This is a genomic window from Mycobacterium sp. (assembly GCF_049647605.1).
In the GTDB taxonomy this organism is placed as follows: Bacteria; Actinomycetota; Actinomycetes; order Mycobacteriales; family Mycobacteriaceae; genus Mycobacterium.
In genome coordinates, this window is record NZ_JBARXZ010000028.1 from 1 (window position 1) to 22,635 (window position 22,635).

General features: G+C 65.4%; 22 protein-coding genes and 2 pseudogenes. 16 read left to right on the forward strand and 8 right to left on the reverse strand.

What is annotated here, in order from left to right; genetic code table 11:
* Window positions 1–5: 5 nt before the first annotated feature.
* From WBB07_RS03885 to WBB07_RS03895, 3 genes are all read right to left on the reverse strand, one after another.
* A complete protein-coding gene (locus tag WBB07_RS03885) occupies window positions 6–914 on the reverse strand; it encodes a ParB/RepB/Spo0J family partition protein (protein ID WP_428375908.1) in 909 nt (302 codons plus the stop codon).
* Window positions 914–1,630, reverse strand: coding sequence for a ParA family protein (locus WBB07_RS03890; protein ID WP_094295066.1), 717 nt, complete (start codon window positions 1,628–1,630; stop codon window positions 914–916). Before WBB07_RS03890 ends, WBB07_RS03885 begins: the two co-directional genes overlap by 1 nt.
* A gap of 852 nt (window positions 1,631–2,482) precedes the next feature.
* Window positions 2,483–2,821 (reverse strand): helix-turn-helix domain-containing protein, encoded by a 339-nt coding sequence (locus WBB07_RS03895; protein WP_238382151.1) that lies wholly within the window; start codon window positions 2,819–2,821, stop codon window positions 2,483–2,485.
* Between the two features lie 237 nt (window positions 2,822–3,058).
* On the opposite strand from WBB07_RS03895, the gene WBB07_RS03900 reads away from it, so the two are divergent.
* The gene (locus WBB07_RS03900; RefSeq protein WP_419125611.1) at window positions 3,059–3,193 is read left to right on the forward strand and encodes a hypothetical protein; all 135 of its coding nucleotides are present in this window, start codon (window positions 3,059–3,061) and stop codon (window positions 3,191–3,193) included.
* A 164-nt stretch (window positions 3,194–3,357) separates the two neighbouring features.
* The gene (locus WBB07_RS03905; RefSeq protein WP_094295064.1) at window positions 3,358–4,287 is read left to right on the forward strand and encodes a DUF2637 domain-containing protein; all 930 of its coding nucleotides are present in this window, start codon (window positions 3,358–3,360) and stop codon (window positions 4,285–4,287) included.
* 12 nt (window positions 4,288–4,299) lie between these two features.
* Here the strand turns inward: WBB07_RS03905 and WBB07_RS03910 are convergent, their stop codons facing one another.
* From WBB07_RS03910 to WBB07_RS03925, 4 genes and pseudogenes are all read right to left on the reverse strand, one after another.
* Window positions 4,300–4,551, reverse strand: a complete 252-nt coding sequence (locus WBB07_RS03910) for a hypothetical protein (RefSeq protein WP_419125612.1) — start codon at window positions 4,549–4,551, stop codon at window positions 4,300–4,302.
* A gap of 23 nt (window positions 4,552–4,574) precedes the next feature.
* A pseudogene (locus WBB07_RS03915) lies at window positions 4,575–4,814 on the reverse strand (putative immunity protein); the annotation flags it as partial.
* A gap of 213 nt (window positions 4,815–5,027) precedes the next feature.
* Window positions 5,028–5,459 (reverse strand): hypothetical protein, encoded by a 432-nt coding sequence (locus WBB07_RS03920; protein ID WP_526304971.1) that lies wholly within the window; start codon window positions 5,457–5,459, stop codon window positions 5,028–5,030.
* A 303-nt stretch (window positions 5,460–5,762) separates the two neighbouring features.
* Window positions 5,763–6,203, reverse strand: a pseudogene (locus WBB07_RS03925) (helix-turn-helix domain-containing protein); the annotation flags it as partial.
* Between the two features lie 962 nt (window positions 6,204–7,165).
* On the opposite strand from WBB07_RS03925, the gene WBB07_RS03930 reads away from it, so the two are divergent.
* From WBB07_RS03930 to WBB07_RS03970, 9 genes are all read left to right on the forward strand, one after another.
* Window positions 7,166–7,309 carry a hypothetical protein gene (locus WBB07_RS03930; RefSeq protein ID WP_202931604.1) on the forward strand — a complete coding sequence of 48 codons (144 nt, stop codon included), beginning with the start codon at window positions 7,166–7,168 and terminating at the stop codon, window positions 7,307–7,309.
* Window positions 7,309–8,934, forward strand: a complete 1,626-nt coding sequence (locus WBB07_RS03935) for a DUF4226 domain-containing protein (RefSeq protein WP_094295062.1) — start codon at window positions 7,309–7,311, stop codon at window positions 8,932–8,934. Before WBB07_RS03930 ends, WBB07_RS03935 begins: the two co-directional genes overlap by 1 nt.
* 33 nt (window positions 8,935–8,967) lie before the next feature.
* Window positions 8,968–9,282, forward strand: coding sequence for a type VII secretion target (locus WBB07_RS03940; RefSeq protein WP_094295061.1), 315 nt, complete (start codon window positions 8,968–8,970; stop codon window positions 9,280–9,282).
* 9 nt (window positions 9,283–9,291) lie between these two features.
* A complete protein-coding gene (locus WBB07_RS03945; RefSeq protein WP_094295060.1) occupies window positions 9,292–9,591 on the forward strand; it encodes a DUF2694 domain-containing protein in 300 nt (99 codons plus the stop codon).
* A gap of 10 nt (window positions 9,592–9,601) precedes the next feature.
* On the forward strand, window positions 9,602–11,398 hold the full coding sequence (locus tag WBB07_RS03950; RefSeq protein ID WP_431961467.1) for a hypothetical protein: 1,797 nt from the start codon (window positions 9,602–9,604) through the stop codon (window positions 11,396–11,398).
* Window positions 11,395–11,805, forward strand: coding sequence for a YbaB/EbfC family nucleoid-associated protein (locus WBB07_RS03955; RefSeq protein WP_094295058.1), 411 nt, complete (start codon window positions 11,395–11,397; stop codon window positions 11,803–11,805). Before WBB07_RS03950 ends, WBB07_RS03955 begins: the two co-directional genes overlap by 4 nt.
* A gap of 79 nt (window positions 11,806–11,884) precedes the next feature.
* Complete coding sequence (locus WBB07_RS03960) at window positions 11,885–12,568, forward strand: hypothetical protein (protein WP_526304962.1); 684 nt, start codon at window positions 11,885–11,887, stop codon at window positions 12,566–12,568.
* 13 nt (window positions 12,569–12,581) lie between these two features.
* Window positions 12,582–12,923: a hypothetical protein gene (locus WBB07_RS03965; RefSeq protein ID WP_094295056.1), complete on the forward strand. Its 342-nt coding sequence runs from the start codon at window positions 12,582–12,584 to the stop codon at window positions 12,921–12,923.
* A gap of 311 nt (window positions 12,924–13,234) precedes the next feature.
* Window positions 13,235–13,537, forward strand: coding sequence for a hypothetical protein (locus WBB07_RS03970; protein ID WP_238382149.1), 303 nt, complete (start codon window positions 13,235–13,237; stop codon window positions 13,535–13,537).
* Between the two features lie 1,192 nt (window positions 13,538–14,729).
* Here the strand turns inward: WBB07_RS03970 and WBB07_RS03975 are convergent.
* Window positions 14,730–14,888: a hypothetical protein gene (locus WBB07_RS03975; RefSeq protein ID WP_526304973.1), complete on the reverse strand. Its 159-nt coding sequence runs from the start codon at window positions 14,886–14,888 to the stop codon at window positions 14,730–14,732.
* On the opposite strand from WBB07_RS03975, the gene WBB07_RS03980 reads away from it, so the two are divergent.
* The 5 genes from WBB07_RS03980 to WBB07_RS04000 all read left to right on the forward strand — a co-directional run bounded on the left by WBB07_RS03980 (window position 14,833) and on the right by WBB07_RS04000 (window position 22,631).
* Window positions 14,833–15,966 (forward strand): EspK C-terminal domain-containing protein, encoded by a 1,134-nt coding sequence (locus WBB07_RS03980; RefSeq protein WP_526304964.1) that lies wholly within the window; start codon window positions 14,833–14,835, stop codon window positions 15,964–15,966. The two genes, WBB07_RS03975 and WBB07_RS03980, sit on opposite strands and share 56 nt — an antisense overlap.
* Before the next feature lie 128 nt (window positions 15,967–16,094).
* Window positions 16,095–17,573 (forward strand): type VII secretion protein EccB, encoded by a 1,479-nt coding sequence (eccB, locus tag WBB07_RS03985; RefSeq protein ID WP_094295053.1) that lies wholly within the window; start codon window positions 16,095–16,097, stop codon window positions 17,571–17,573.
* 5 nt (window positions 17,574–17,578) lie between these two features.
* The gene (eccCa, locus tag WBB07_RS03990; RefSeq protein ID WP_419125614.1) at window positions 17,579–21,742 is read left to right on the forward strand and encodes a type VII secretion protein EccCa; all 4,164 of its coding nucleotides are present in this window, start codon (window positions 17,579–17,581) and stop codon (window positions 21,740–21,742) included.
* The gene (locus WBB07_RS03995; RefSeq protein WP_094295051.1) at window positions 21,735–22,160 is read left to right on the forward strand and encodes a helix-turn-helix domain-containing protein; all 426 of its coding nucleotides are present in this window, start codon (window positions 21,735–21,737) and stop codon (window positions 22,158–22,160) included. The genes eccCa and WBB07_RS03995 overlap by 8 nt, the downstream gene beginning before the upstream one ends.
* Before the next feature lie 183 nt (window positions 22,161–22,343).
* A complete protein-coding gene (locus tag WBB07_RS04000; RefSeq protein WP_238382163.1) occupies window positions 22,344–22,631 on the forward strand; it encodes a PE domain-containing protein in 288 nt (95 codons plus the stop codon).
* Window positions 22,632–22,635: the final 4 nt, after the last annotated feature.

Genomic DNA, 22,635 nt, shown 5'->3' on the forward strand with positions numbered 1-22,635 from the left:
CGCCTCTACTGCTTGACGAGCTTACGGAGCTGTGTCGCGAGAGTTCGCGCGCCGGCATCCCCAAGTTGACCGTGCAATGCAATTGCGAGCGCGCTTGGGTCGACGTCAAACCGCTTAAGTGCCCGACTCACCGACCGGGAGTGGGTCTGCGGCGCTCCGGGTCGCTCACCTTGCCCTCGTGACTCCTTCTCCCCTGCTGCGCCGTCCTGGCCCACCTGGTCAGTTTCAGTTTCAGCATTCGTGTCGGATTGCGCTCGATCCCAAGACGCCCGCTGCTCTTCCCAGGGGATTCGCGCAAGATCACGCGCCTCGCGGATCGGAAGTTCGCCGCGCCGAGTAGCTTCCTGAAGCTCGGGCGCCAGCTTGAGGAGTGCACGACGTTGGGACACCCAGGTTTTGCTCTTGTGTAGGTGGTCAGCCGCCGCGTCAGCACTGCCATACTCCCCCACCAGGCTCTCGACTGCACGAGCTTCTTCGATCACGTCGAAGCCTGACCTGTCGACGTTCTCGGCGATCACAGCGGTGAGAAGAGTTGCTCTGTCGGCAGCGAGTTCGTCCTTGATCACGATATCGAGCTCGGGCCGGCCGAACTGGTGCGCCGCTGCCAACCGCCGGTTGCCGAGAATCACAACCCAGCGCGCGTCGATCGGCGTATCGGGATACAACGCTTGATAGGCGCGTTTCGTGACGACTACGACTGGTTGCAGCTGATGCTGGACAATCGAAGCCAGCTCATCAAGGTTGCCGAGGGAGTCGCGCGGATTATGGGGATTACCGACAAGCTCGCGCAGCGGCACTGACCGCGACTGGCCGGCTCGGGGAATGATGGACGCGACTGATGCCCCGTCAACCGACGATTTGTCGCCGATAGTTTCGGCTAGCGCCGCGAAGCTCTTGACACCTCCGCGGCTCATCAGTGAACCTCCGCTGCCATCAACTCGTCGGCGAGGCTGTAGTAGTCCGACGCCGCGTTGGCTGCTTTCCCCGTCTTCTTGTACTGCGTGACGACCACTCCGTCGTTGGATGCATTCGTGTGGATTTTGTAGTGCCGGATCACGGTTTCAGCCAGGGGCCAACCGCGACCTCTAACAAACTCTTGGGTCTCGTTGAGCCAGTAGCTGCCATCGCGACTGTCGTGGTTGTTGATGAAGACGCGGTAGGGGAGCCCGCGCGGCTCCAAGATCTTGCGGATGGTTCGTGCGGTGGGGTCAAAGCACAGAGGCTCCGTCAGAATCGGAACCAGCACTTCGTCGGAAACGTCGAGCACGGTGCGTAGGGCATCTGCGGAGTGCCCAGAGCCAAGGCCGTCTCCGGAACCGTCGGGGTCCAAATCGAACCAGCCCGCGGTGTCGACATACACCTCGTCGATGCTTGGCAGGTTGTTCAACAGCGCCAGATGCTCAAGTGGATCGTCGTGGGCCTGGATCAGATAGAAGGGGAGTTCGCTGACTTGGCTCGCCCACCATGCGGCGGAACCCTGCGGGTCGATCGACACGGCGGCAACTCGAGGATCGGCATCGTCCGGCGAATCCTTACCTAGGCGCTCAGCGCGAACTGCGGCGAGGTTGACGGCTGCGGTGCTCTTGCCGACGCCACCTTTCTGGTTAAGTAACGTGATGACTCTGGACATTGCGTTAGCCCCTTGAGGTATACGAAATGCGCGAATGCGGCGCGCGAGAACGGTCGCCTGTAAGGCTACGTCCGCACGGTTGAATTGCCCTGGCGACACGCGCAACAGTCAAACAACTCCGCTAGTTTTCCGCGGAAAACCGAGCAGTGTCAGCTACCCCGCGGCTTACTCAAACCTGTCCGTGATCGCGTTCAGGAGTATGCCCCAAGCGGCTGTGACCAGCGCGTTCGCGTCAGTTTTCCGCGGAAAACTGCAATGTCGACCGGGTTCTCCGCGGAAAACTGGCCTTGTGGGAGTTGCCATCGGCGTACTCAATCGAGGGTCGATACGCCGCAGCTTGGAGGCAAGTCGGTCGAGCGTCCACGGACCGCGATGGGGGAGGGGCCGCCGGTACCAGACACACCCCGTTCGACCCCAGCGGCCGCGGCTGTCGATCCTCGCTGCCGCCACGGCTCCATCGGGACTCCATGCAGCTCCCGCGTGCGCGGCCCGGCGCAGGCCGCCCTGATAGGTCCGCCGCCGGTGAGGCTCAAGGCTCGGCGATAGCGCATCGCAGCCCAGCGACAATCATCCGTGGGCAACTGCCGCCGGGTTGGTCCGATGGCTCGACGGGCCCTTGCGTTCTGGTAGCCAGTCGCTTGGAGGCTCCACGCCCGGCATCTACGCGTCCGGCCGGGGGCTGCGGTGCTGTCGGTGGGTCGGGGGAGGGCGCAGCGCAAAAGCGTGATCGAAGGGTGTGGCGCGAGCTCATTTGCGCTGGCCCGCCATGGTGGACCGTGCCTACGCTCCTTAGGCCGCTGCGCTCAGAACGGCGCGCTCAAGGTTGCCCGGCGGCGTCCCTCGGGTCGGCCGCTACGCCCGGGGTTTGACGTCCGCGGCGGTGACGTCCGCGGCCAGCGCTTGATGTAGCAGCTCGATTGCAGCGTCCCAGATTGGATGCGGGTTTCTGCGGTAGTAGACGCGGCCCATGCCGTCTTGTCGCGTGATGAGGCCAGCCTCAGCGAGGTCCTTCAACGGGGTTTGCAGTGCGCTCTGCGCAGGAAAGTTCAGCTCGGCGGCTAAGTCGCTGGGGTTGACTAGGCCGTCACCCTGGGCAATGGCGGCCATCGTCGCCAGCCGGTGTTTCTGCCCAAAGACAACCGAGGAGAGCTTCTGCACTCCCGCCGATTGCGCATAGGACACGCCTGACATGCTATTACAGGAATCGTGTTACACAGTTCGTGTTACTGATATTCTGTTACACAGATCCCGTAATGGCTGGTCAAGAGCTTAGAGCAGCCTTCCCAACGAGCTGATCGGAGCGGTCTGGTGGCGGACATCAGTGCGAGCGAAGACACGGCTGGTCGACGGCGCAACTGGCGCCACCGGGAGACCCGTGCTTCATCCAAACTCGTGGCCAAGCGTGTCAGCGAGGAAGATCATTCAGCATTGACTCGGTACGCCGAGTCCCGTGGGGTCAAGGTTGCCGAGCTGCTGGCGCCGGCGGTGGAGGACCTCATCGCCCGAGCGCATGCGTTCTGTGAGCAGGACGATGCGCTGCCGCGCCCGTTGAAGGTGTCCTAGAGCCTCGACTGATTCCTGCAGGCCTCAGCTGTCGACTGAGGTCGTCCAAGCGCGTGCAGGCTCTGCCCGGCGATCTGGCCCGAATGTGCCCGTAGTCGTGGACAGCGCGAAAGTCGGTCGGGAATGCTGCGCTGTGACGGCCCAGCAACGAAGGCGGACATTTGATGACGGCATTGCTTAGTGACGCCGCGTGCGGCTCGCTACAGGAGGATGAACCCCGTCCTGACCGCACCAACGGTCTTGCAGACGGCACCAGACCCTTAGCGCTCAACGAGGAGCAATCAGCCTTATCTGCCAGTGCGAGGCACTCCCATCAAGCGTCGAAGCTATCGCTCGTTCGTATAACCCGCGCCGCGGCGGTCGGAATCACCGTCCTAGTTGCAGTTTTCAGCTTCGCGCTTTCATTTTCATCGCTGGCTGATCTCGCGGCTCGCACGGTGTGGCCGGACAAGTTCGCGTGGCTGTGGCCGGTCATCATTGACGGGACGATCGTGCTTGCGACGATGGCGCTGGTGACGTTTTCTGCCTACCCGGAACAGCGCGGACCCCGCCGGTACTTTTGGGCGCTACTAACGGTGGGCGCAGCAGTCAGCGTGGCGGGGAATGCCGTACACGCAATGCTGCCCGACGGCCGGCTGCCCGAGCAGCCATTGGGATCGTTGGGTGCCGCGGCGGTCGCCTGCGTTCCGCCATTGGCGCTGGTACTCGTGACGCACGGGCTTTCCATTTTGTGGCGATTCACGCCCTACGAGCAGCCCGACGAGACTGCCCAACGACGGGAAGACGCCCTAGCCCTAGCGGCTGACCGCCTTGAACGATGGGAAGCCGTGGCCGCAGCAATTCACGAACGCGGGCAAATAACCTCCTATCCCACAGCCAAGATCGCGGCCGCCCTCCGGCTTCTCCACGACACTCAACCGCCCCTTGCGCTGCGTCAGATCGGTCAGCGGCTCGACCTGCGGCACGACACGGTGGCAAGAATCCGAGACGCCGCGAAAAGTGTGCTCGCCGAGAGCACCCTACGACCGGGGGCTGCTCGGTCCCCGATTTCGGGTGACGTTTCCGAGCGGTCGTCAGTAGACCAGGAACGATGAGTGGCCCGTCGCCTAAGTGTGCTGCTCCTCATGCAGCTGCCGCCCAAGCGGTTCAGAAGCCGGCGCCCTTGCGAACTGATACCCGGAGGCCCCGCCGGCCTTCTTCAACCACGATGCGGTCCATGATTCTGCGCGCAGATGATCCGGGAGCTGGCCGGCCTGCCACTGACGCTCCTCGTACATGTCGTCCACACTCTGGTCCGGCGATCGTGCAGCGATAGCGCGGAGTGCATAATAGGCACCCCCATATGGGTGTTGCGGCACGTGGGCAGTGGGGCAGTGGCGACTGCCTGGCCCGCCACGCGAGCAGCCGCGATAGCAGCTGGATCAATGATCTCTTTGGCGGCCGAATGGGCATCCAGCGACGCCTTACGGATCACAGCCACGCTGATCTGACCAGTGCTTACCCACACACGCCCAGTCTCGATTGCCCGCCGGGGACGCAGGTCGATGGGATCAACCGCCTCGAAGGTCGGCAACACGCGCTCGGCGCAATCAAGTGCCCATGTCGCCATTGCACGCTGATCGTCACGCGAGTACTTCTAACTCACCACCTTTCATCCGGGGACAAAGACCGCCCACAACCTCAGTCTGGCGTGTCACGGACCTCATCAGACAGCACACCTAATCGGCGAAATGCCTTTAACTGAAACTGTTGTTCGGTTCGGCCGTCGCTTAACGACGTCGCCGGTCCCGGCTCCGCCCCAACAATCTTGGGGGAGCCAGCCGCCGAAGATTGATCATCGGCCCCGCCGCCGGGTTATTGCCGCCAACACTGCGGCGACCTCAGCGCGTCCCGGGCCATGCAGTGCTTCCCGTCCGACTTCCCTTCCACGGGCGTGCTCCTGGCGCTCAGCTTCGCGCTGGATAGCCCGTTCCGCGCGCTGAGCGGCCTCAGCAGCAGCGGCGGCTTCCGCGTACGCCATAGGCCGCACCGACAGCTCGTTATGCGCCGTGTACGCCGCCAAGATGGCTCCGATCAGCCCGATCGGCCGAGGGGGAGCGTCAGAAATCCGGTGGCCACCGATCAGCCATTCCGACACAGCCGCGTTCAGGTCCTCGGCGGTCCATCCGGCACGGGCCGGCGCGGCCAGAACCGCTGCCCAGGCGCCGGTACCGTACTTGCGTGACCACGGTGGAGCCTTCGGATGCTCGCGCCACGTTCGCGCCAAGCGCTGCCCGTTTCTGTCGATGTTTCGGCGGCGCGTAGCGACGCCTTGCCGGGCGCCTCTGGCGCCCGCGTGGGTAGTAACCAGTCTCCTTAAAGGTGAGATAGCTGTCTTAAGTGGGGACCGTTCCAGGTGGGGTGTCAGTATGTGGATAACCCGGGTGACCTGCTGGTTGTCGTGCAACGCCCAGACTGAGGCCCACCCACGGGATCGATCACCCATCCGCCAGGACGCCATCCGCTCCACGAACGTCCGCTGGCGGCCGCGGACCACCTCGGTGGCCACGCCGAGCAGACGTAAGCACTCCCGCGCCCGCTGAACAGTACGTTCCGAGAACCCCGTCCGCGTCGCGAGCGTCGCCACACTCGGCCGGCAGTTTCGTCCGGTGCTGCGGTCAGCGAAGCGCGCCATTTCCGCGGCGATGGTTACCACGGCTCGCTTGGAGACCGGCGCCGTCATCTGTTCCCGGATCTGTGGGTACCGCTGGTCGTAGGCGCACGCCACGGTGACCTGTGCCCAACGTGTAGGGCCTCCGCTCCAGCACGCGACGCCGGCATGGGCGTCCGACCCGAGTTCGAGGTTGACGAACTGGGCGGGAGAGGGCAGATCGCGCCCGGCCATACGGCGACCACGACGGATAGCCAAGACGTCCGCCACCGGAGTGGTTCGGATCGTGCCGCGGCGACGCACGGCGGTGCTGCAGCCGCGATATGCACGGGGCGAATTGTCCACATTCGGGGTGGACATATGGAGAAACGCGGTGCGCAAGTCTGGACCAGTGCCAACGCATGCGCTACCGTGAGACCTGTCTTCCACGACAGTTCCCTTCGGGGAATGTGGCGTTCGCGCCCGACCCGCCCTCCGGTTCCAGCCGGGGGGCAAAGTCGTTTTATCGGCGCTTTCGCCTATTCAGATGTGGGAAGTTGGCAGTGGTTCCTCATGGCACCACTGGCGTCGTCACATCGCCAAGGGCAAACCCTCCTGAATCGCTGATAGGGGTAGGGCACCCCCACCGAGGATCTCGGCGATGGCACGAGCGTTGTACACCGAGCGGGGGAGTCCAGCGTCCTGTGCTCGCGCGACGAGCTCGCCAGCGACGGCTGGGTGGACTCGTACTGTGCAATGTCTCGTAGCGGTGCTGGGCCGTGTCAGTGCGCGGACGTCGGTCCCGACGCGGAGCGTCAGGATCAGCTGGTGGTGTCGAATAAGGTCAGGACGGTCGACGTGCCATGCCAGGAGGTCGGCCAGAAATGGTGACCGGTCGAGACATGCACGCGTCTGGTCCACCAGGCGTTCCAGGCTCGGCCAGAAGGTGGCAGTGACGACCACTCGCGGACCGAGATGCGGGCGGCCGCGGGGTGTAGCCGCCTGTTGCGCAGTCAATTGCGTTGCTCCTCTCACGGTCGTTTCGCGCTTGTCGCTGGTCCCTGACGGCGTCGATCTTGTGACCTCTGCGGCTCCTGATGCGAGTGGTACTTGACGAAGTTTCGCACGCAAGTGGCGGATTAACCGCCGAGACACGCTGGTCACCACCAGATCGTGGCAAGGTTCGAGCAGAGCTGATCCTTACGCACCCTCTTTCAGAAAAGCCACCGACACGCCGAACATTGGAGATCAGATCGTGATCTTGGGGGTGTCGGCACCGAGATTTACAACGAATGTGCCAAGGGTGGTGGACCGCCACCGCCTGCAAATCTATGGTCCGACGCATGAACTCCTTTGTCGCGCATCTGCTGGCCGCAGTGCTCGCCGACGCAGCCGATCAGCTGTCCGGCACACCGCCCAGTGCGCAGATCTCGGTGGCAGACAGAACCGTCTCGTGCTGCGGAGGCGCTGAGGCAAGGGGCCGCTAATGGCCACCGCGGCCGAAGTCGTGGCGGCAGTTGACCACATCATGCGGTTCAAGCCTGACTGGCGCGGAACCCTCAACGACTCCGACTTCGCCGCGCTCAACGAGATGTACCAGCGGGCCAAACATCACCCGGAGGAATGGCTGAGCAACCGCGATCTGCCCACCACGATCGACGACAAGTATCTGGGTGCGCTGCGGCTGGACAATCCCACCCTCTTCGATGGGGGGAAGCTGGTCGACCCGCTCGGCGCGCCCCCGGCGACAGTGCCGGCCAGTGTCGACGCCCCGCCTGCCGCGCCTGGCCAGGCCCCCCCAGCGCCTGCCGACGACGGCTTTTCCGGTCGTGCGGCTGAGGCTTCTCAGCGTGTCGATGACGCGTTGGCCAAGAACACGACCGCCCTGGCCGAGGCCGACGAAGAACTCGTCGATGCGGTTCTGGGTGCCAAGACCGGATCCGATGAGGGCAAGGCGCAGCTGCAGGCACTGCAAGCTGCACTGGTGGACCAAATCCACAAGCTGGGACCAACTTTGGACACTCCGGCCGGTCAACAGCAGCTCAACGACTTTCTGCAGAGCAAGACTCAAGAAATCCTGGGCATCGTCAAGTCCTCCGGCATGGACGCCGAATCCAAGGCCGAAGTGCTCGATGCGCTTTCGCAGCGCTACGACGCGGTGAAGGACTCGGCTGGTTCCGGTACCGGCTCCACGGACCCGGCCACGACCGGGGGCAACGGCCAAAGCGGTAGCGGCACAGGCGGTTCCGCGGGAGGCGCACCGGCACCGGCCGACACTGGCACCGGGGCTGGCGACCCCCTGGCCAGTGACCCTCTGCTGGATGGGTTGGCCTCTGATCCGCTGATGGCAGGCCTTGGTGGGTTGGCCGGACCGGCGATGGGTGCGCTGTCTGGGCTTCCGGGCGCGATGGGCTCGATGATGCCGGGAATGGGCGGCTTCGGCGGCGGAGGTGGCCTGGGCGATTTGGGCGGGGCGATCGGCGGCGCGATCAAGGAAGCTGCGTCCGCGCGACCGCCTGAGGACGACCCTGCCGAGGCGCTCAAGGATGATCCGCTGGCGGCCACGCCGGACGGTTCTGAGCGGGACAACCCTGAGGATGAAAAGTCCGACGAAGCCGCTGCCGACGACGCCAAGACAGATGACCCGGCGACCGAGCCCGCGGCGGCAAAGCCTGCTGACGGAGCACAGCCTCAGCCGGTAGCCGCTGAAACCGGTCAGGTTCCTCCTGCCCAGCCCGGCCCCGACGTTTCGGTGAAGCTGCCGGACGGATCGACCGTCACCGCAGAGAGCCCGCAGCTGGCCCACGCCGGCCGCCTGGTCCTCGAAGGCGCCAGCCTCGACGACGCGGCCGGACAGGCCCACATCACAGTGCTGCCCCCCGGTGCACCGGTCAACGATCCGGTCTCGCCCAGCCAACTCAGAATGATGGACTACGCCCAGTTCACCGATCACCGCGTGATGGCCCTGGGCAACGGCAAGGTCTGGCTGAACGGACAGGTCACCCCTGTTGAGGAGATGCCCACCGGCCCGAATTTCCTGGGCTGGGCACGTCCGCAGATCCAGACAGCCCCTGCAGCTCCGGCAGCAACCGTGCTGGCGGGGGCCAATTGAGTGTCCGCACCTACAGACGAACGGGGTTAAATTATGAGTGTGGTTGTACAGGTCGATCCCTCTGAGCTGCGTCGTCGCGCAGAAGTGCACGCGCAGGCGATCGATCAGATCGTGGCCGCACGCGCCGACAACGAGCGGATGACGACTGAGGCGCAAACCTTGGGCCCGCTGTATCACCAGGTCAAAGCGTCGGTCAGCGAGGTTGCAGCCAAGCGCGACGCCGCGTTGGCCAGCGAGCAGGCTCGGCATGAGCAGATGCGTGACGCCCTGCTGGCCTCGGCAGCTGAGTACGAGCGAGTCGAGGCTGAGAACCGGGCGCGCGTGACCATCAGCCCGTCCGACACTTAAGGGGGGCTGGTGTTTGAGTCGGCGCAGCAGACAACGGTGGAAGTCTTCGAGGCAACCAGCCACGACGAGTCCATCATCGTCTCTGTCGACCGCCAGGGTGCGTCGGTCGGGGTGCAGCTGGAGCCCGAGGCGATGGATCTCGCCGACGAGGAGCTCGCGGCGCGGATCATCCGCCTGAACACCCTGGCTTACCTGCGATCACAGTTGGCGCTGCGGTTGGAGATGGAAGGCAATCGTGTGGAGAACGTGGGCTCGTTTCTGCCCACTGAGGACCAGGTGGCCGCGTTCGCTATGACCATCGACTTTTAAGGGGGGAGACATGCCAAGCAGTGGGGGGCCACGCGTTGATGTCGACTTCGGCGGGATGGCCACGCTCGCCGCGACGATGACCTCGGCCGCAGGCAGTCTGGCCGCGCTGGCCGCTGCGCCCCCCGTGCACGCCCCGCTGGCGCCAGACGAGGTGTCGACCACGGCGGCGGCGCGGCTCTCCGAGCATGGGGGAGTGCTGTCCAGTCGGGCATTGGATGGTGCGGCAGTCCTCACCGCCGCCGCCCAAGCCGTGGCCGCGGTGAGCATGGACATGGCTGAACGCGAAGCCGCCAATGCCGCATCACTGGCGTTGCGAGGGGCACCCGCGGCACCGGTAGGCGGACCGGCGACCCAGGCTGCAGTCAAGACCAACGCGGTAGCTCCTGACACCCCGATTTCCCCGATGGCCCCGCGACCCGGGGAGGTGACCGCTGGGCTGATCGAGGCGGGCAGCAGCAGCACCGGCACGACCTTTCACACTGCCTGCCAGGCCTACCAGGGCGCTTTTGAGGCGTGCGCCGTCGCTGCCCGAAACGCTGAGAGCGCCGTAGCGGCCGGCATCACCGGGCGAACCGGACCACAGCTGGCGGCCTCGCTGAACAAGTTCGCATCCTGGGCCGATCAGATGGCGTCCCACTCCGCCACGGTCGCCCAAGCCGCACAAGATCACGGTGGCCGCTTTGACCGCACCCAGCAAGAAACTCCGCGCACCCAGGCGTTCGCCGACACGCGGCAGTCCATGACCCGCGCGCAGATGCTGATGATGCAGACCGGCGGCCTGATGGGCGCTGACCAGTTCGTGCGGTACGGCAATCACCTGCAGCAGCTCGACACCACAGCCACCACGGCAGGGGTGTCCTATCACCTAGGCGAGTTGCCCCAAGCTCCGCCGCCACCGCCGCCGGTCACCGACATCGTGAAGGACGGGTCCAGTACGCCGAGCGAAGGGTCCGGGCAACCAGGGGAGCGGAAGCCCGGCGACGGCGAAGATCAGTCCGGCGCAGCTGCGTCGTCAGATACCGGCGCCGCGGCCAGCGAGACCGGGGGCGGCGACCCCTTGGCCGACCCACTGGCCGATCCTGCCGCCGATCCTCTGCTGGCCGGCGGCGAGGGCGCTTCGCCGATGGGCGGTGACCCGATGCAGCAGATGTTGCCGATGGCGGCAATGGTTCCTTCCATGCTCGCAGGCGCTCTCGGTGGCGCCATGGGGGCAGTGACCAGCGTCCCGCAGCAGCTGATGGGCGCCGCTCAGCAGGTCATGCAAGGTGCTGCGTCAAGCCTTCAGGAGGAGCCTGACCTCGGGCTCGACGACGCTTCGCTCGATGACGCAGGACTGTCTGACTTCGGTGGTGGCCTCGGCAGCGGCGGTGGTGGCGGCGGTGGGGGCGGCATGGAGCCAGCCGGTCTCGACACCTCTCTGCCTCCAGGCGGGGGCGCGCTGGCCGCTGCCTCAGCGCCCACCGGTGGGGCACCGTCGCTGCCGTCGAGCGGTGGGGCGGTCCCGCCCGGCTCACCCGCGCCCGCCGGTGCCGGTATGGGCGGGATGGGAATGATGCCGCCGATGATGGGCGGCATGGGTGCCGGTGGCGGCGCTGGTGGCGATCGGGCGAAACCGCCACCGGACAAGACCGTGGTCATCCCCTCCATTCCGAACGGGGAACCGGTCAAAGGTGAAGTTGAGCGCCGCCAAACTGTCAGCGTCGACAACGCCGCCGCAACCAAAGCGACACCTACTGATCGGGCTGCGCCAGGGCGGCCGCGCCGCCGCGTCACAATGCCACCCGATCCCGAAGGGGATGCGAAATGACCGCAGCACACGGATCCGCCGCGAGGCCGGCGACCACACCGACCAACGGTGCCCGCCCGGCTGCCTACAAATCGGACGCCGAGCTGGTCGCCCAAGCCGTCGCGCGCATCGAGCGTGTGCAGCAGACCCTGCGGGATCTCCGCAAGAAGTGGGCCAGCATCGACGTACACATGGAAAGCGCTGATGGCGATGTCCAGCTGTCGGTCAATCACCATGGGCGGCTGGTGTCATTGTCGCTGGCCCCGGGATGCACCACCCGCTACACCAACGAGGGACTCGAGCGGGTCATCAGCACGACGTTGCAAGCCGCGGTCGCCGACGCCTACGCCGAGCGTGAAGTCATCGAGCAGAACGCAGAAAAGGCAGCCGAGGAGGCAGCCCGGCTACTCAACAACCTTCAGCAATGAAGAGCCCGCAGCGAGCTGGTTATGGCGGATCGGGCCGTGCTGGTAGCCACATGTCGTCTATCGGCGTTACGGTTGATGTATGAGTGAGGGCACGTCACCGCAGGTCGGACCCGCTGCCGCGGGTCCCGGCTCGCCGTGGGCACCCCCACGCGGACCAGAGCAGCCACCCGTGGGTGGATTCCCGCCGCCGGGCAGCCCGACCGGTGTGCTGCCTCCTCATGCGTCCCAGGCAGCCCCGTACATGCCGCCGCCGGCAACCCCGCCGCGTCAACGCACGCCGAAGTTGGTGTGGGGACTCTCGGGCGGCGCAGTCGTACTTGCGGTAGCGGCAGTAGTGATGGGCGCTCTTGCTTGGACGCGCCCCGACCCAGCGCCGGTCACCACAACAGTGACGCCCTCCGCACCTGTTTATAGCGCCGAGGAAGTCAGCGCTGCCCGCGACGAGGCGTGCGCGGCAGCTAAGTCGGTGGTTGCCGCCGTCTACGAGGCCTCCGTGCCCCTCGTAGCGGCGCTACCCAACCGAGAGAGCCCCGAATACAAAGCCGCACTCGCCAATGAGCAGGCGGTGGTCCTGGTGGAGATGGAGTACCTGCGGCTGCACATCCCGCCGGCCACGCCACGCGAAGTTGCTGACCCGATGGGCGACTACATCGATGCCACGCTTGCCGTGCTGGCCGCCGATACCAGCGGCCAGGACCGCAACCTACCCGCACAGCAGGGCCAGACCGCGATGGACAAAGCCCACGCGGCCTGCCAGAAGTAGAAGGGACAACTTAATGCCTGCAGTTACCAAGCCCTTCAACCTCAAGCCGGTCGAGGCTCACGCCGCGAACGCGTCGGCTCCTGCGTTGGTTGCCGAGACTGTGGCCCAAGCGCCGTCTGGCGCAGCGTCATCCGGCGCTGTTGCTGCCTGCGCGGCCCGTCCGATGTGGGCGCCGCTGACAGAGACCATTGCCGAGGATGAAGTAATTCGCCAGGGCCTCAACGCGGGCGGCGGACGGCGGATCGCGGGCATCTATCAGCGCAAGACTGAGTCCGTCACGTCGATGGAAACGATCGAGAACGAAAACCGGCAGTCGCTCACCCTCATCCCCAGCGGAGGGACCGTAACGGTATGACTACTTACGCGACCTCAGCGACCCACCAGCACCCCCAACCCGGTGGTCCACCCGCACCTCCCCCCCAAAACGCGGGTGGGCCACCAGCTCAACTGACACCGCGACCACGCCGCACCGGAATCGTCGCCGCTGCAAGCGCATTCGCCATTGCCGCCGCCGCGACAGTAGGAACGGCGGTCGCGCTCGGCAGCCCGATCACACCTGCTCAGCACATGGTCAACGTGTCCCCCCCACCATCACCAGCCGATTACAGCAGCGCCGAAGTCCTAGCATCAAAGACCACTGCGTGCGAGGCCTGGGAGCAGGCGGCTTTGACGACTGCTGCTGCCGCCCGAGCGCGCGCCGCTGTTGCGCCGGGCGAAGGCGCCATGGACGCTCGTTTCGACGCCAGAGCCAACGAAAAGCGCGTCAGCATGTCGCAGGTCTCCTTCCTGCGCACTCAGATTGAACCTGCCGCGCCCGAAGACATCGTGGCCCCCATCAGCGCCTGGATCGCTTCCGAGATCGACAGACTGCATTTCGTAAACATGCGGGACTGGCCAGCGGCAAGTGCGGCCCTTCAACGCGGCAATGACCTCGTGGATGTGATCGCGCCTGCGTGCGGGTTGCGCTAATGCCATCGACAGGGGGAGGGGCGGGATCGTATGGCCCGCTGATCGTTACGCCGGACATGGTTCCGCCGGACGCTGCCCATTGGGACGCCCAGGAACAGTCCTACAAGGCGGGAGCGGCGGCATGGGACGGTATCCACCAGCAGATCGTGCAAGACAATGCCGCATTCCGCGACGCGGCCGACTCCACGGGATTCGATAGCGCACATCAGGCTGGAGCAATGCTGGCTGAGGAAGCCAAAACCATCAGTGAGTGGCACGACGGTGTTGCGAAGAAATGCAACGGCATTGCCGTGGTACTCCGCGAAACTGCTGCAGGGCAAGACCAACTGGTCCGTGATGCGGACGCCGCGATCAACGCCGCCAAGCTCCCGGGGGAGCGCGAAACTTTAGTAACCGCGTACCACGCCCAGGCCCGAACCCAGACCGGTTGGGGCGTGGAAGCGGCAATGGCGCTGCACACTTCTTTCAAGGCCACAGCCGAAAACACCCGCGCTCTCGACCTTCTCACTCGCTACGGTGACATCGCGGCGAGCCCCGCAATTACCCCCGTCGACCACAACACATCACCTGGGATCACCCAAGAAGACGATCCATTAAAGCGCACCGATGACGCGGGCGACCCGGTGGAAAGCCCGAAGACGCCCCCCGCCGATCCCACAGGATCCGGAGCTACTCAATCAGGGATTGAGCCCGGCACCTCCACGGCACCAGGCGACGGTGCACTCGCCGCGGCGGCCAGCCCGCCGGTGACACAGGCGACTCCCGGTGCGACATCACCGAGCCGAGCGGCTACACCGCTTGGCGGTGGTGGCATGCCGTCGATGGGCGGCATGGGATCTGGTGGTGGCGGCCTTGGTTCCGGCGGTGGTATGCCGAAAATGCCGGGCGGCCTTGGCTCCGGCGGCATGCCGGGGATGGGATCTAATCCGTTGAGTAGCGGCATGGGTCAGGTGCCCGGCGCGGGAAGCGGATTGCCAGGTGGTGGAGGGGTTCCGGGCGCAAGCACCGGCGCTGGTTCACCGGCGGCGGCTTTCTCCCAGGGCTTGTCGACTGGGGCGGGCATCGGTGGTGGGATGCCGTCTGCTCCACCGGCTCCGCCGAGTCCGTCGCCGGCGCTGACTGGAGGGGGACACGCGGCACCGGTGGCACCCGTCTCGGCTGCTCCCGGTGGTGGCGTCTCACCGGCCTCAGCTCAGCCGGGCATGGTCACTCCGGCCGCTCCGGCGGCCGCCACTTCGACCGGGGCCGGAATGGGCACTGGTGGTGGTACTCCGATGATGTTGCCGCCTGGGTCGATGGGTCCACCGGCCGGCGCTGCGCCGCCGCCTCCGGCGACGGTCCCGGCGGGCACGCTCGCCGCTGGTGGCAATGCGCCTGCAACGCCGTCGCCGCCAGCAGGCGCCGGAGGTGGTGCGACGCTGATTCCGGCGAGTGTGGTCGCAGCGGGCCAGTCCGCTGCCGCCCGGGAGCGGCGTGAGTCGGCCGATGCGGCGGCGGCGAAGGAGTTGGCGTGGAAGCTCCAGCACGCTGCTCAGGCGGTCGGTTATCCGATCGAGTGGGCGGTGGGAGTCTTTCGTTCACCTAGCGGCACTGAGACTGTCGTGACGTCCAACGATGGGGCCAGCTACATTCCCGCTGGTGTCTATGTGCCCCGCTCAGCACGCGTACTGGCAACGGATCCTTTGTTGGACGACCATTTTCGACAGTTGTGGTTCGGCTGGGCTGACCCGGCGCGAGTGCTCATCGAGTACGCGCAGCTGCGCGCTGAAATGGGTTGGCGGCTGGTGGCGGCTGCGACGACGGGCCCGTTAACGGCGCTGCGCGATGCCGGCGTGGAGCATCCGCCGTCATGCACGCGACAGACGAACCCGCTGCTTCAACCGGGCCAGCAGACCGCTGCGCCCGGGCTGGACGGAATGCACGAGCACCGATTGGCGGCGCTGTGGCCTGATGTGTATCCGCGGCTGCTGCGCGTCATGGACGCTGACCCCCTGCTCCAGGACAGGATCGTCGCTGCGGCCAGCGCCCTGCTGATGAACACGGCCACCACCCAGGGCGTCGCGGTCGAAGGGGGAATCCCCAACGCTGTTCGTCAGATCTGGCTGACACGCGGCGGAGATCGGGATCCAAGCCCACAGCAGTGGGCTGAGTACGACGCGGCGGCCAAGGACTTCAATACCGTCACGTCGATTTTTCGGCCGGGTTTCGTTGGCCAGGCCGATCCGAGCGAGACCATCGAAGAACTTGCTCGCTATCGCGCGCACTGGATGGTGGCGCGCACAGCCGAGCTGATTGGTGGATGGGCTACACGGCCGCTGCCGCTGCCCGACATGTGTTACGCAGCTGCGACCGCCGGGAACGTCCATATCCGCGATCTGATCGTTGAGTCGCTGGCCAGCGTCGAAGAGGACCTCGTGCACGCTGGGTGAACGCGCCCAGTCCACATTAGGCGTCGACCTGATGCCAGCGCAGCAACCTCGCCTAAATTCGTTCGCAGTCAATTTGGCTGCGGTGGTGGCTGACTCGTTGTTTTGCACGGTACGGTTTTGGAGTGCCGATGAATCTGGCTTCCAAGACACAGGTGCGAGGTCATTACTTCCTGCGCCGGCGGCTGGGATTTGCATTTCAGCGCCGGTCGGTGCGTATGCAGACCGACCGCATGCGTACGCAGCGATTGATGTTGATGATCTCGGCGCTGCTCGCCGTCCTGGTGATGGTGGGGGCGCTCGTGGTGGGCTGGCTACGGCCAGCGGGCTTGGTGAACGACTCCAAAATCGTGGCCGACCGCAAACTCGGCACGGTCTTCGTGTCAGTGGACGGCCGGCTTCATCCGGCGCTGAATCTGGTGTCGGCATGGCTGATCGCCGGACAACCGTCCGAGCCGACGTTCGTCAGTCCCGACGACCTCGCCAAGTGGCCGCGGGGGCCGCTGGTCGGCATCGAAGGCGCTCCTACCGAGCCGCCCAAGGTGCTCACTCCTGAGGTGTCGCGCTGGGCAGTGTGCGACACGGCGTCCGAGACGATGAGCGGGCGTCCGGTGATCACTGGGATTAACGGTGACCTCACGCTGGGCGACCGCGCCCGCGAGGTCGCCCCTGATACTGCGGTTGTTGGCATCTTCAACGAGCAGGCGTATGTCATCACCAATGGCGTGCGGATGCCGGTCGATCTTTCCGACAGGGCAGTAGTGGAGCCGCTGGGGTTGGAGGAAGCCGGTGCCCCGGTTGTGCTCTCTCAGGCCATGGTCGACGCTTTGCCTGCCGGTAGGCCCCTGGTCGTCCCGGGGGTGCCGGGGGCGGGCCAGCCCAGCACGGTCAATCTGGGTACGACGACACCGATGGTGAACGGCGCGGTCGTGGTGTCTCAGGACGTGGCGTCGGGTCAAGACCAGTTCTACGTGGTACTCGGCAGTGGTGTGCAGCCGGTGTCCTCAGTGGTGGCGGCCATGCTGCGGCAGCGCGATTCATTCGGCGTCTCACAACCTCCCCGCATTTCCCCGGACGTCTTGGGCGATGTTCCCGTGCGGGACGTGCTCGACGTGACCGGGTATCCCGCGGAGCCACTCAAAGTCGTGGACTGGCGCGCCGAGCCTGTGCTGTGTGTGGCGTGGGATCGGGGAGTCACGGATCGGCAAGCCCGCCAACGACTTCTGGTCGGGCGAGCATTGCCGGTGACTGCCGAGCAGGAGGCGCATCTGGTTCCTCTGGTCGTCAGCACTGCCGACCAGGGCACGCTGGCCGATCAGGTTCTGCTCGCTGACAGTCCGGCAACGTGGGTCTCGACGACGGGTGCGAGCGCTGAGTCCGCTCGTCGGGAAACTCTTTGGCTGATCAGTGAATCCGGCGCGCGCTACGGCGTGCCGTTCGACGATGAAGCACTGCAGTCGCTGGGACTCAAGAATGTCGCGCCGCGCTTGGCGCCATGGCCACTGCTTCGCGTATGGCCGGCGGGCCCGGAGCTGTCGAAGCAGGCGGCGATGACCATGCACGACACGTTGGCCGGCTCTGCGGCCCCGATCACCGAACAAGGACGGTAGACCGCATGGCAACAGTGAAGCCCCGTCAAGGCTCGGTGAAGATCCCACCGACGATGGGCGGCCGCGAAACGGTGCCCGAACCGCTGGAGGCCCCCCGGCCGATTCCACGCAGCAAGGCCGCGATCATCCTTCCCGTTGTCATGGGCGTCGCGTTCCTCGGGATCATGGCCCTGATGCTGTCTCAGCCCGGTCTGCGCAGCGGAACGATGGGCATGATGACCCTGTTGTTCCCCATCATGATGATCGTGTCGATGGGGTCCTACATGTTCTCCAATCGTGGTGGCGGCGGCGATAAGCAGCTGTCGGGGCCGCAGATGGAGCAGGCACTGCGCGACTATGCGATGACCCTCGATGAGACGCGGGACAAGGTACAAGACGCCGCCCGAGCCCAGCACGCGCAGTTCGAGTATCTCCATCCCGAGCCGGCACTGCTGTCAGGCCTTGTGGGGTCGGCCCGGATGTGGTGCCGCACGCCTAATGATCAAGTGTTGAAGGTGTTTTACAGCCAGGTCCGGGTGGGTCTGGGTACCTCGAAGGTCGTCAAGGAGCTGGAGACCAACGAGCTGGGCCGCCGCGAGGACTACGAGCCGGTCACTTACGACGCGTCGTCGGCGTTTCTGCAGACCCAAAGCAAGCTGCAGAACGCGCCGAAACCGCTGCTGCTGCGCAATATTGCCGGTATGGCCCTCATCGGACGTGACGGCATGGATGCGGTGTACGGGCTGGCCCGGGCGCTGATTTGCCAAGCCGCCGTGGCGCATTCACCGCGGGACTTCAAAATCATGATCGTCACCGACGACATTGCCCGTTGGGAGTGGTGCAAGTGGCTGCCGCACTGCGCGCACCCCACGCTGCGCGACCGCGGCGGTCCTACCCGGATGGTCTGGACAACCGGTGAGCAGATGGACGGGGCGGTGGGCACGGAGCTGCACGGCCGCGACGCCTTCCGCACGAACGCCACCACCACGCCGCACTGGCTGGTGATCGACGACCGTCGCCGCCGCGGCGATGACCGCCACTGGGAAACGCTGACCCGCGCTGGCGGTGTAGCAGGGGTGACCTTCCTGGCCTTGTCCGACGAGCCTGGTCGCGGCCTCGGCTTCGAAGAAGCCAATACGTTCTGGGTGTCGGAGTCGGAGGTCACGCACCGCGGTCAATGGTTCTGCCGCCCCGATTCGATGGACCTGGCGAGCGCCCGGGTGCTGGCACGCAAGATGGCCCGGTACCGCGTGGAGGGCGAGCGCTCTCGCAGCCTGATCGACGACACCTCGGTCGACGCCGACCTCTACAAGGTTCTCGGCATCGATGACCCCGGCAACCTCGACGTGGAAAAGCTCTGGGCGCCAACGCTGCAAGGGCCTCCCTTTGAAGACAATGCCTGGGGCGCAAAGTGGTTGCAGTTCCCGATCGGTGTCGATCCGACTGGGGCGCCAGTCCACATCGACTTCAAAGAGACCCACGAAGGTGGCATGGGCCACCACATGGTGATCGCCGGCACGACAGGCTCGGGTAAGTCGTCGTTCCTCACGACTCTGATCCTGTCGGCGGCGCTGACGCATTCTCCGGAGACGCTGGTGTTTGCGTTCTTCGACTTCAAGGGCAAGACGACGGCCAACATGGTCGCTGGTCTGCCGAATGTCGTTGCCGCAATGGGCAACTTGAAGGACGACTCGCTGTGGATCGAGCGCATGGGCGACGTCATCAACGGCGAACTGGAGCGCCGCAAGTCACTGCTGGACCGCGCAGGAATCAGCGAGGTCGCCGAATATGAGTACCGCCGTATCCACCTGGGCCAGCGCCTGGAACCGCTGCCCGCTCTGATCATCGTCATTGACGAGTTCACCCAGATGTTCATCGAAGCGCCCGACTCGAAGAAGATTATCGACGAGATCGGCCGCCAGGGCCGCGCCTTGAACGTGAAGATGATCTTGGGCTCGCAGCGGCTTGGGCATGAAATGCAGTCAGGCATCATGGCCAACATCCCGATCCGCGTGGGTCTTCGTACCCTGGACGCCGGCGAGTCGATGGCCATCATCGGCACCGACGAAGCCAAGCACCTTCCCGAAAAGCCTGCCGGTGCGGGCTTGTTGCGCGTACAGGGCCGAGATCGGCTGGTGCGGTTCCAATCCGCGTTCGCGCGCAAGGTCTACCATCCGCCGCGCCGGGTGGCCGCCGAAGCGGTACGCACCCAAGCCGGGTACATGGCCCCCGAGGTCTTTACCGCTGCGCCGATGGCCGCGATCGCGTCCGCGCCCAAGCTCTCTGCCGCTCCCGTTGAATCGACCGACACCGTGCTCGGCGCTGACGGGCAACCGATCCGCGAGCTTGAGGCCTCGATCAACTCGTTGCGTGAGCAGACCAGAGTGCCGGTCCACCAGATGTGGCTGCCGCCGCTGGAGCCGGTGCCCGTCGAGGAGCTGGTGCGCCGCTTGCGGCGCAAGCCCTGGTATCAGGACTACGGACACACCCCCGGACTGCTGTTCCCGATTGGTATCGAGGACCGGCCTTTCCAGCACGCGCAACGCGTGTACGCGCTGGACTTCTCCGCGGGCAACTGTGCCGTCATCGGCCAACAGAGTTCCGGTAAGACAACCGCTTTGACGACGATGATCACCGGTGCGGCCATGATGTATCACCCGAAGCGCGTGCAGTTCGTGGTGGTGGCTATGGGCGGCCCGGGTCTCAACGAGGTTGAGGCGCTTCCGCACGTGAGCTCGTTCGCCCGGGCAGGTGACCGTGAGCGTGTGCAGCGCACGATCGCGGAAATGAAGCTTCTCGTGGAGGAGCGCGAAGAGGCGTTCAGTCGGCTCGGCTTGAGCATCGAAAGCTTCCGTGCGCGCAAGTTCGGTGGTGAAACCGGCCCGGTACCCGATGACGCCTTCGGTGAGGTGTTCCTGGTCATCGATGGCTGGCAGCAGTTCCGGACCACGTTCGGCGAGGACATGATGGCCGACCTCGGCGTAATCATGGAACGCGGCAACAGCCTCGGGGTTCGCGCGATCATCGCCGCCGCGGGCTGGATCGCGGGCGGCTTCCCCTCCTGGATGTCCAACACGTTCACCCTCAACGTCGAATTGGCTCTGGGTAGCCAAGACGATCCGTCGAAGAACAACCGTGATGTCGCCAAGAAGGTGCCGTTCGGTAAGCGTGAACTGCTCGGTGATCCCAGTGACGAGACCGCTGAGACGAGAACCGAAACCATCAGCGGCCGAGGCACGTCGATGGCCGGCTACCACTTCCAGGCCGGTCTGCCCATCCTGTCCACTCCGGAGGGAAGGACGATCGGCCCGCGCGAGGCCGCCGAGGTGATTACGAAGCTCACCGGTGTCGATCAGGTCGCACAGGTCCGCATGCTGCCGAGCACAGTCAGCCTCGAGGAGGTCTTCGCCGCCCAGCGCGAGCCCAAGCGCGGCGTGGTGCCCTTCGGCATTTCCGAGGTGGGCTTGGTGGCTGCCGAAGCCGACTTCAACCGCAACCCCCACCTGCTCTTCATCGGCAACCCGGAGTGCGGCGTATCGAACTCCGTGGCTGCCGTCGCGCGGGCGATCATGCGGTCGTACCGACCCGAAGAAGCTCAGATCTATGTCATTGATCCGGGCAACTCGCTCGTCCGGGTGGTGCAAGGGCCGCACCTGGGTCGCTACATCGGCGAGGACGGTGTGGAGTCCGAGGGCTACACCTACTACGAGGACGATGTGCGGGCGATGACCCGCCATATCGACTCGCTCCTGGCCCCACGCATGCCACGTGGCCGCGCCGGACAGGAAGAACTCGCCCAGGCCACGCGCTCCTGGTCGGGACCGGAGATCTTCGTCCTCGTCGACGACGAACAGATCGTGGCTGGTTGGAGCGCTGGTGCCAACATGTTCCGCGCGGACGGTAAGGGTCCGGCGACCGAGGGTCTGACCAAATACATCGACCGCGCTCGCGAGGTCGGTCTGCACCTGATCATCGGGCGGCGCTTCCCGTGGGGGCCGGCGATGTCCTCTCCGCTGGCCGGACGGCTCATCGCGCAAACCGCCCCTCTGATCGTCATGGACGGCCACCGCATGGAGGGCGAGCTGATCAGAGGCGTTCGTGCCGCCAGGCAGCCGGCGGGCCGAGGAATCTACGTGACCGACCGGCTGTCGGCCCCCGCACAGATCGCGAAGGTGCTGCCCCTTGAGTGATCCGGGACATCGGCTCGGCGCAGCCGTCGACGCGGCAAGGCTGGACTTGGGCTTGTCGAAGATGGACCTGGCCAAGATCGCCAGGGTGGGTCGTTCCACGATCACCGACCTGATCAACCGCGGCAAGATTCCCGGCCGTGAAGTCACGCGGGGTCGCATAGAAGCCGCACTCGGATGGACCCCGGGCAGCTTCGCCACGGTGCTGGACGGGGCGGAACCTACGTTGCGCGCGGGGACCGAATACCCGCTGAGCGGGACCACGAAGGTACTGGTGGAGCAGCTCATGCAGATCGCGCACGAAGCCAGGGCCGGGTCCGCGGCCGCGGACACGTTGAGCAAGCGACTTGAGGTCATCGGCGATATTGCGGAATCCGCAGCTCAGCTGGCTACACGTACCCGTGAAAATAAGTGCACTTAGGGTCAGTCAGTAGCTGGGATAATGCAAAAAGAAGAAATGTCCGAGGGACAAGCGGACCAACGGCGAATATCAAAATTGTTGGCAGCGAATGTGGCTGCGCTGGTGGCAGCCACTGCGGAACCGCTCTACTCTCGGCTTATCAGGTACCTAGCGCCTTAGGGGAGGCTTATCGTGACCTTTTTTGTGGATCCAGTTGGCGTTGCTGCTCAATCCGTAGCTGAAGCGACCGGAACGGCGACCACCGCCGGCGTGCTCGCGGGCTCAGCACCGGCGATGACTGCCGTTGTCCCGATGGGAAGCGAGGAGGTCTCCGCCCTTCTGGCCACCGCGATCCAGACGCACAACGCGCAGTTCCTTGCCCAGACCGGCGTCAGCGTCGCGGACCGGGGAATGTTCGCTGGCGATGTCGGTGTCTCCGGTGTGATGTCTGTGGCAACCGAGGCCGTCAACCAGGCCTCGCTGCTCCTCTGAGCAC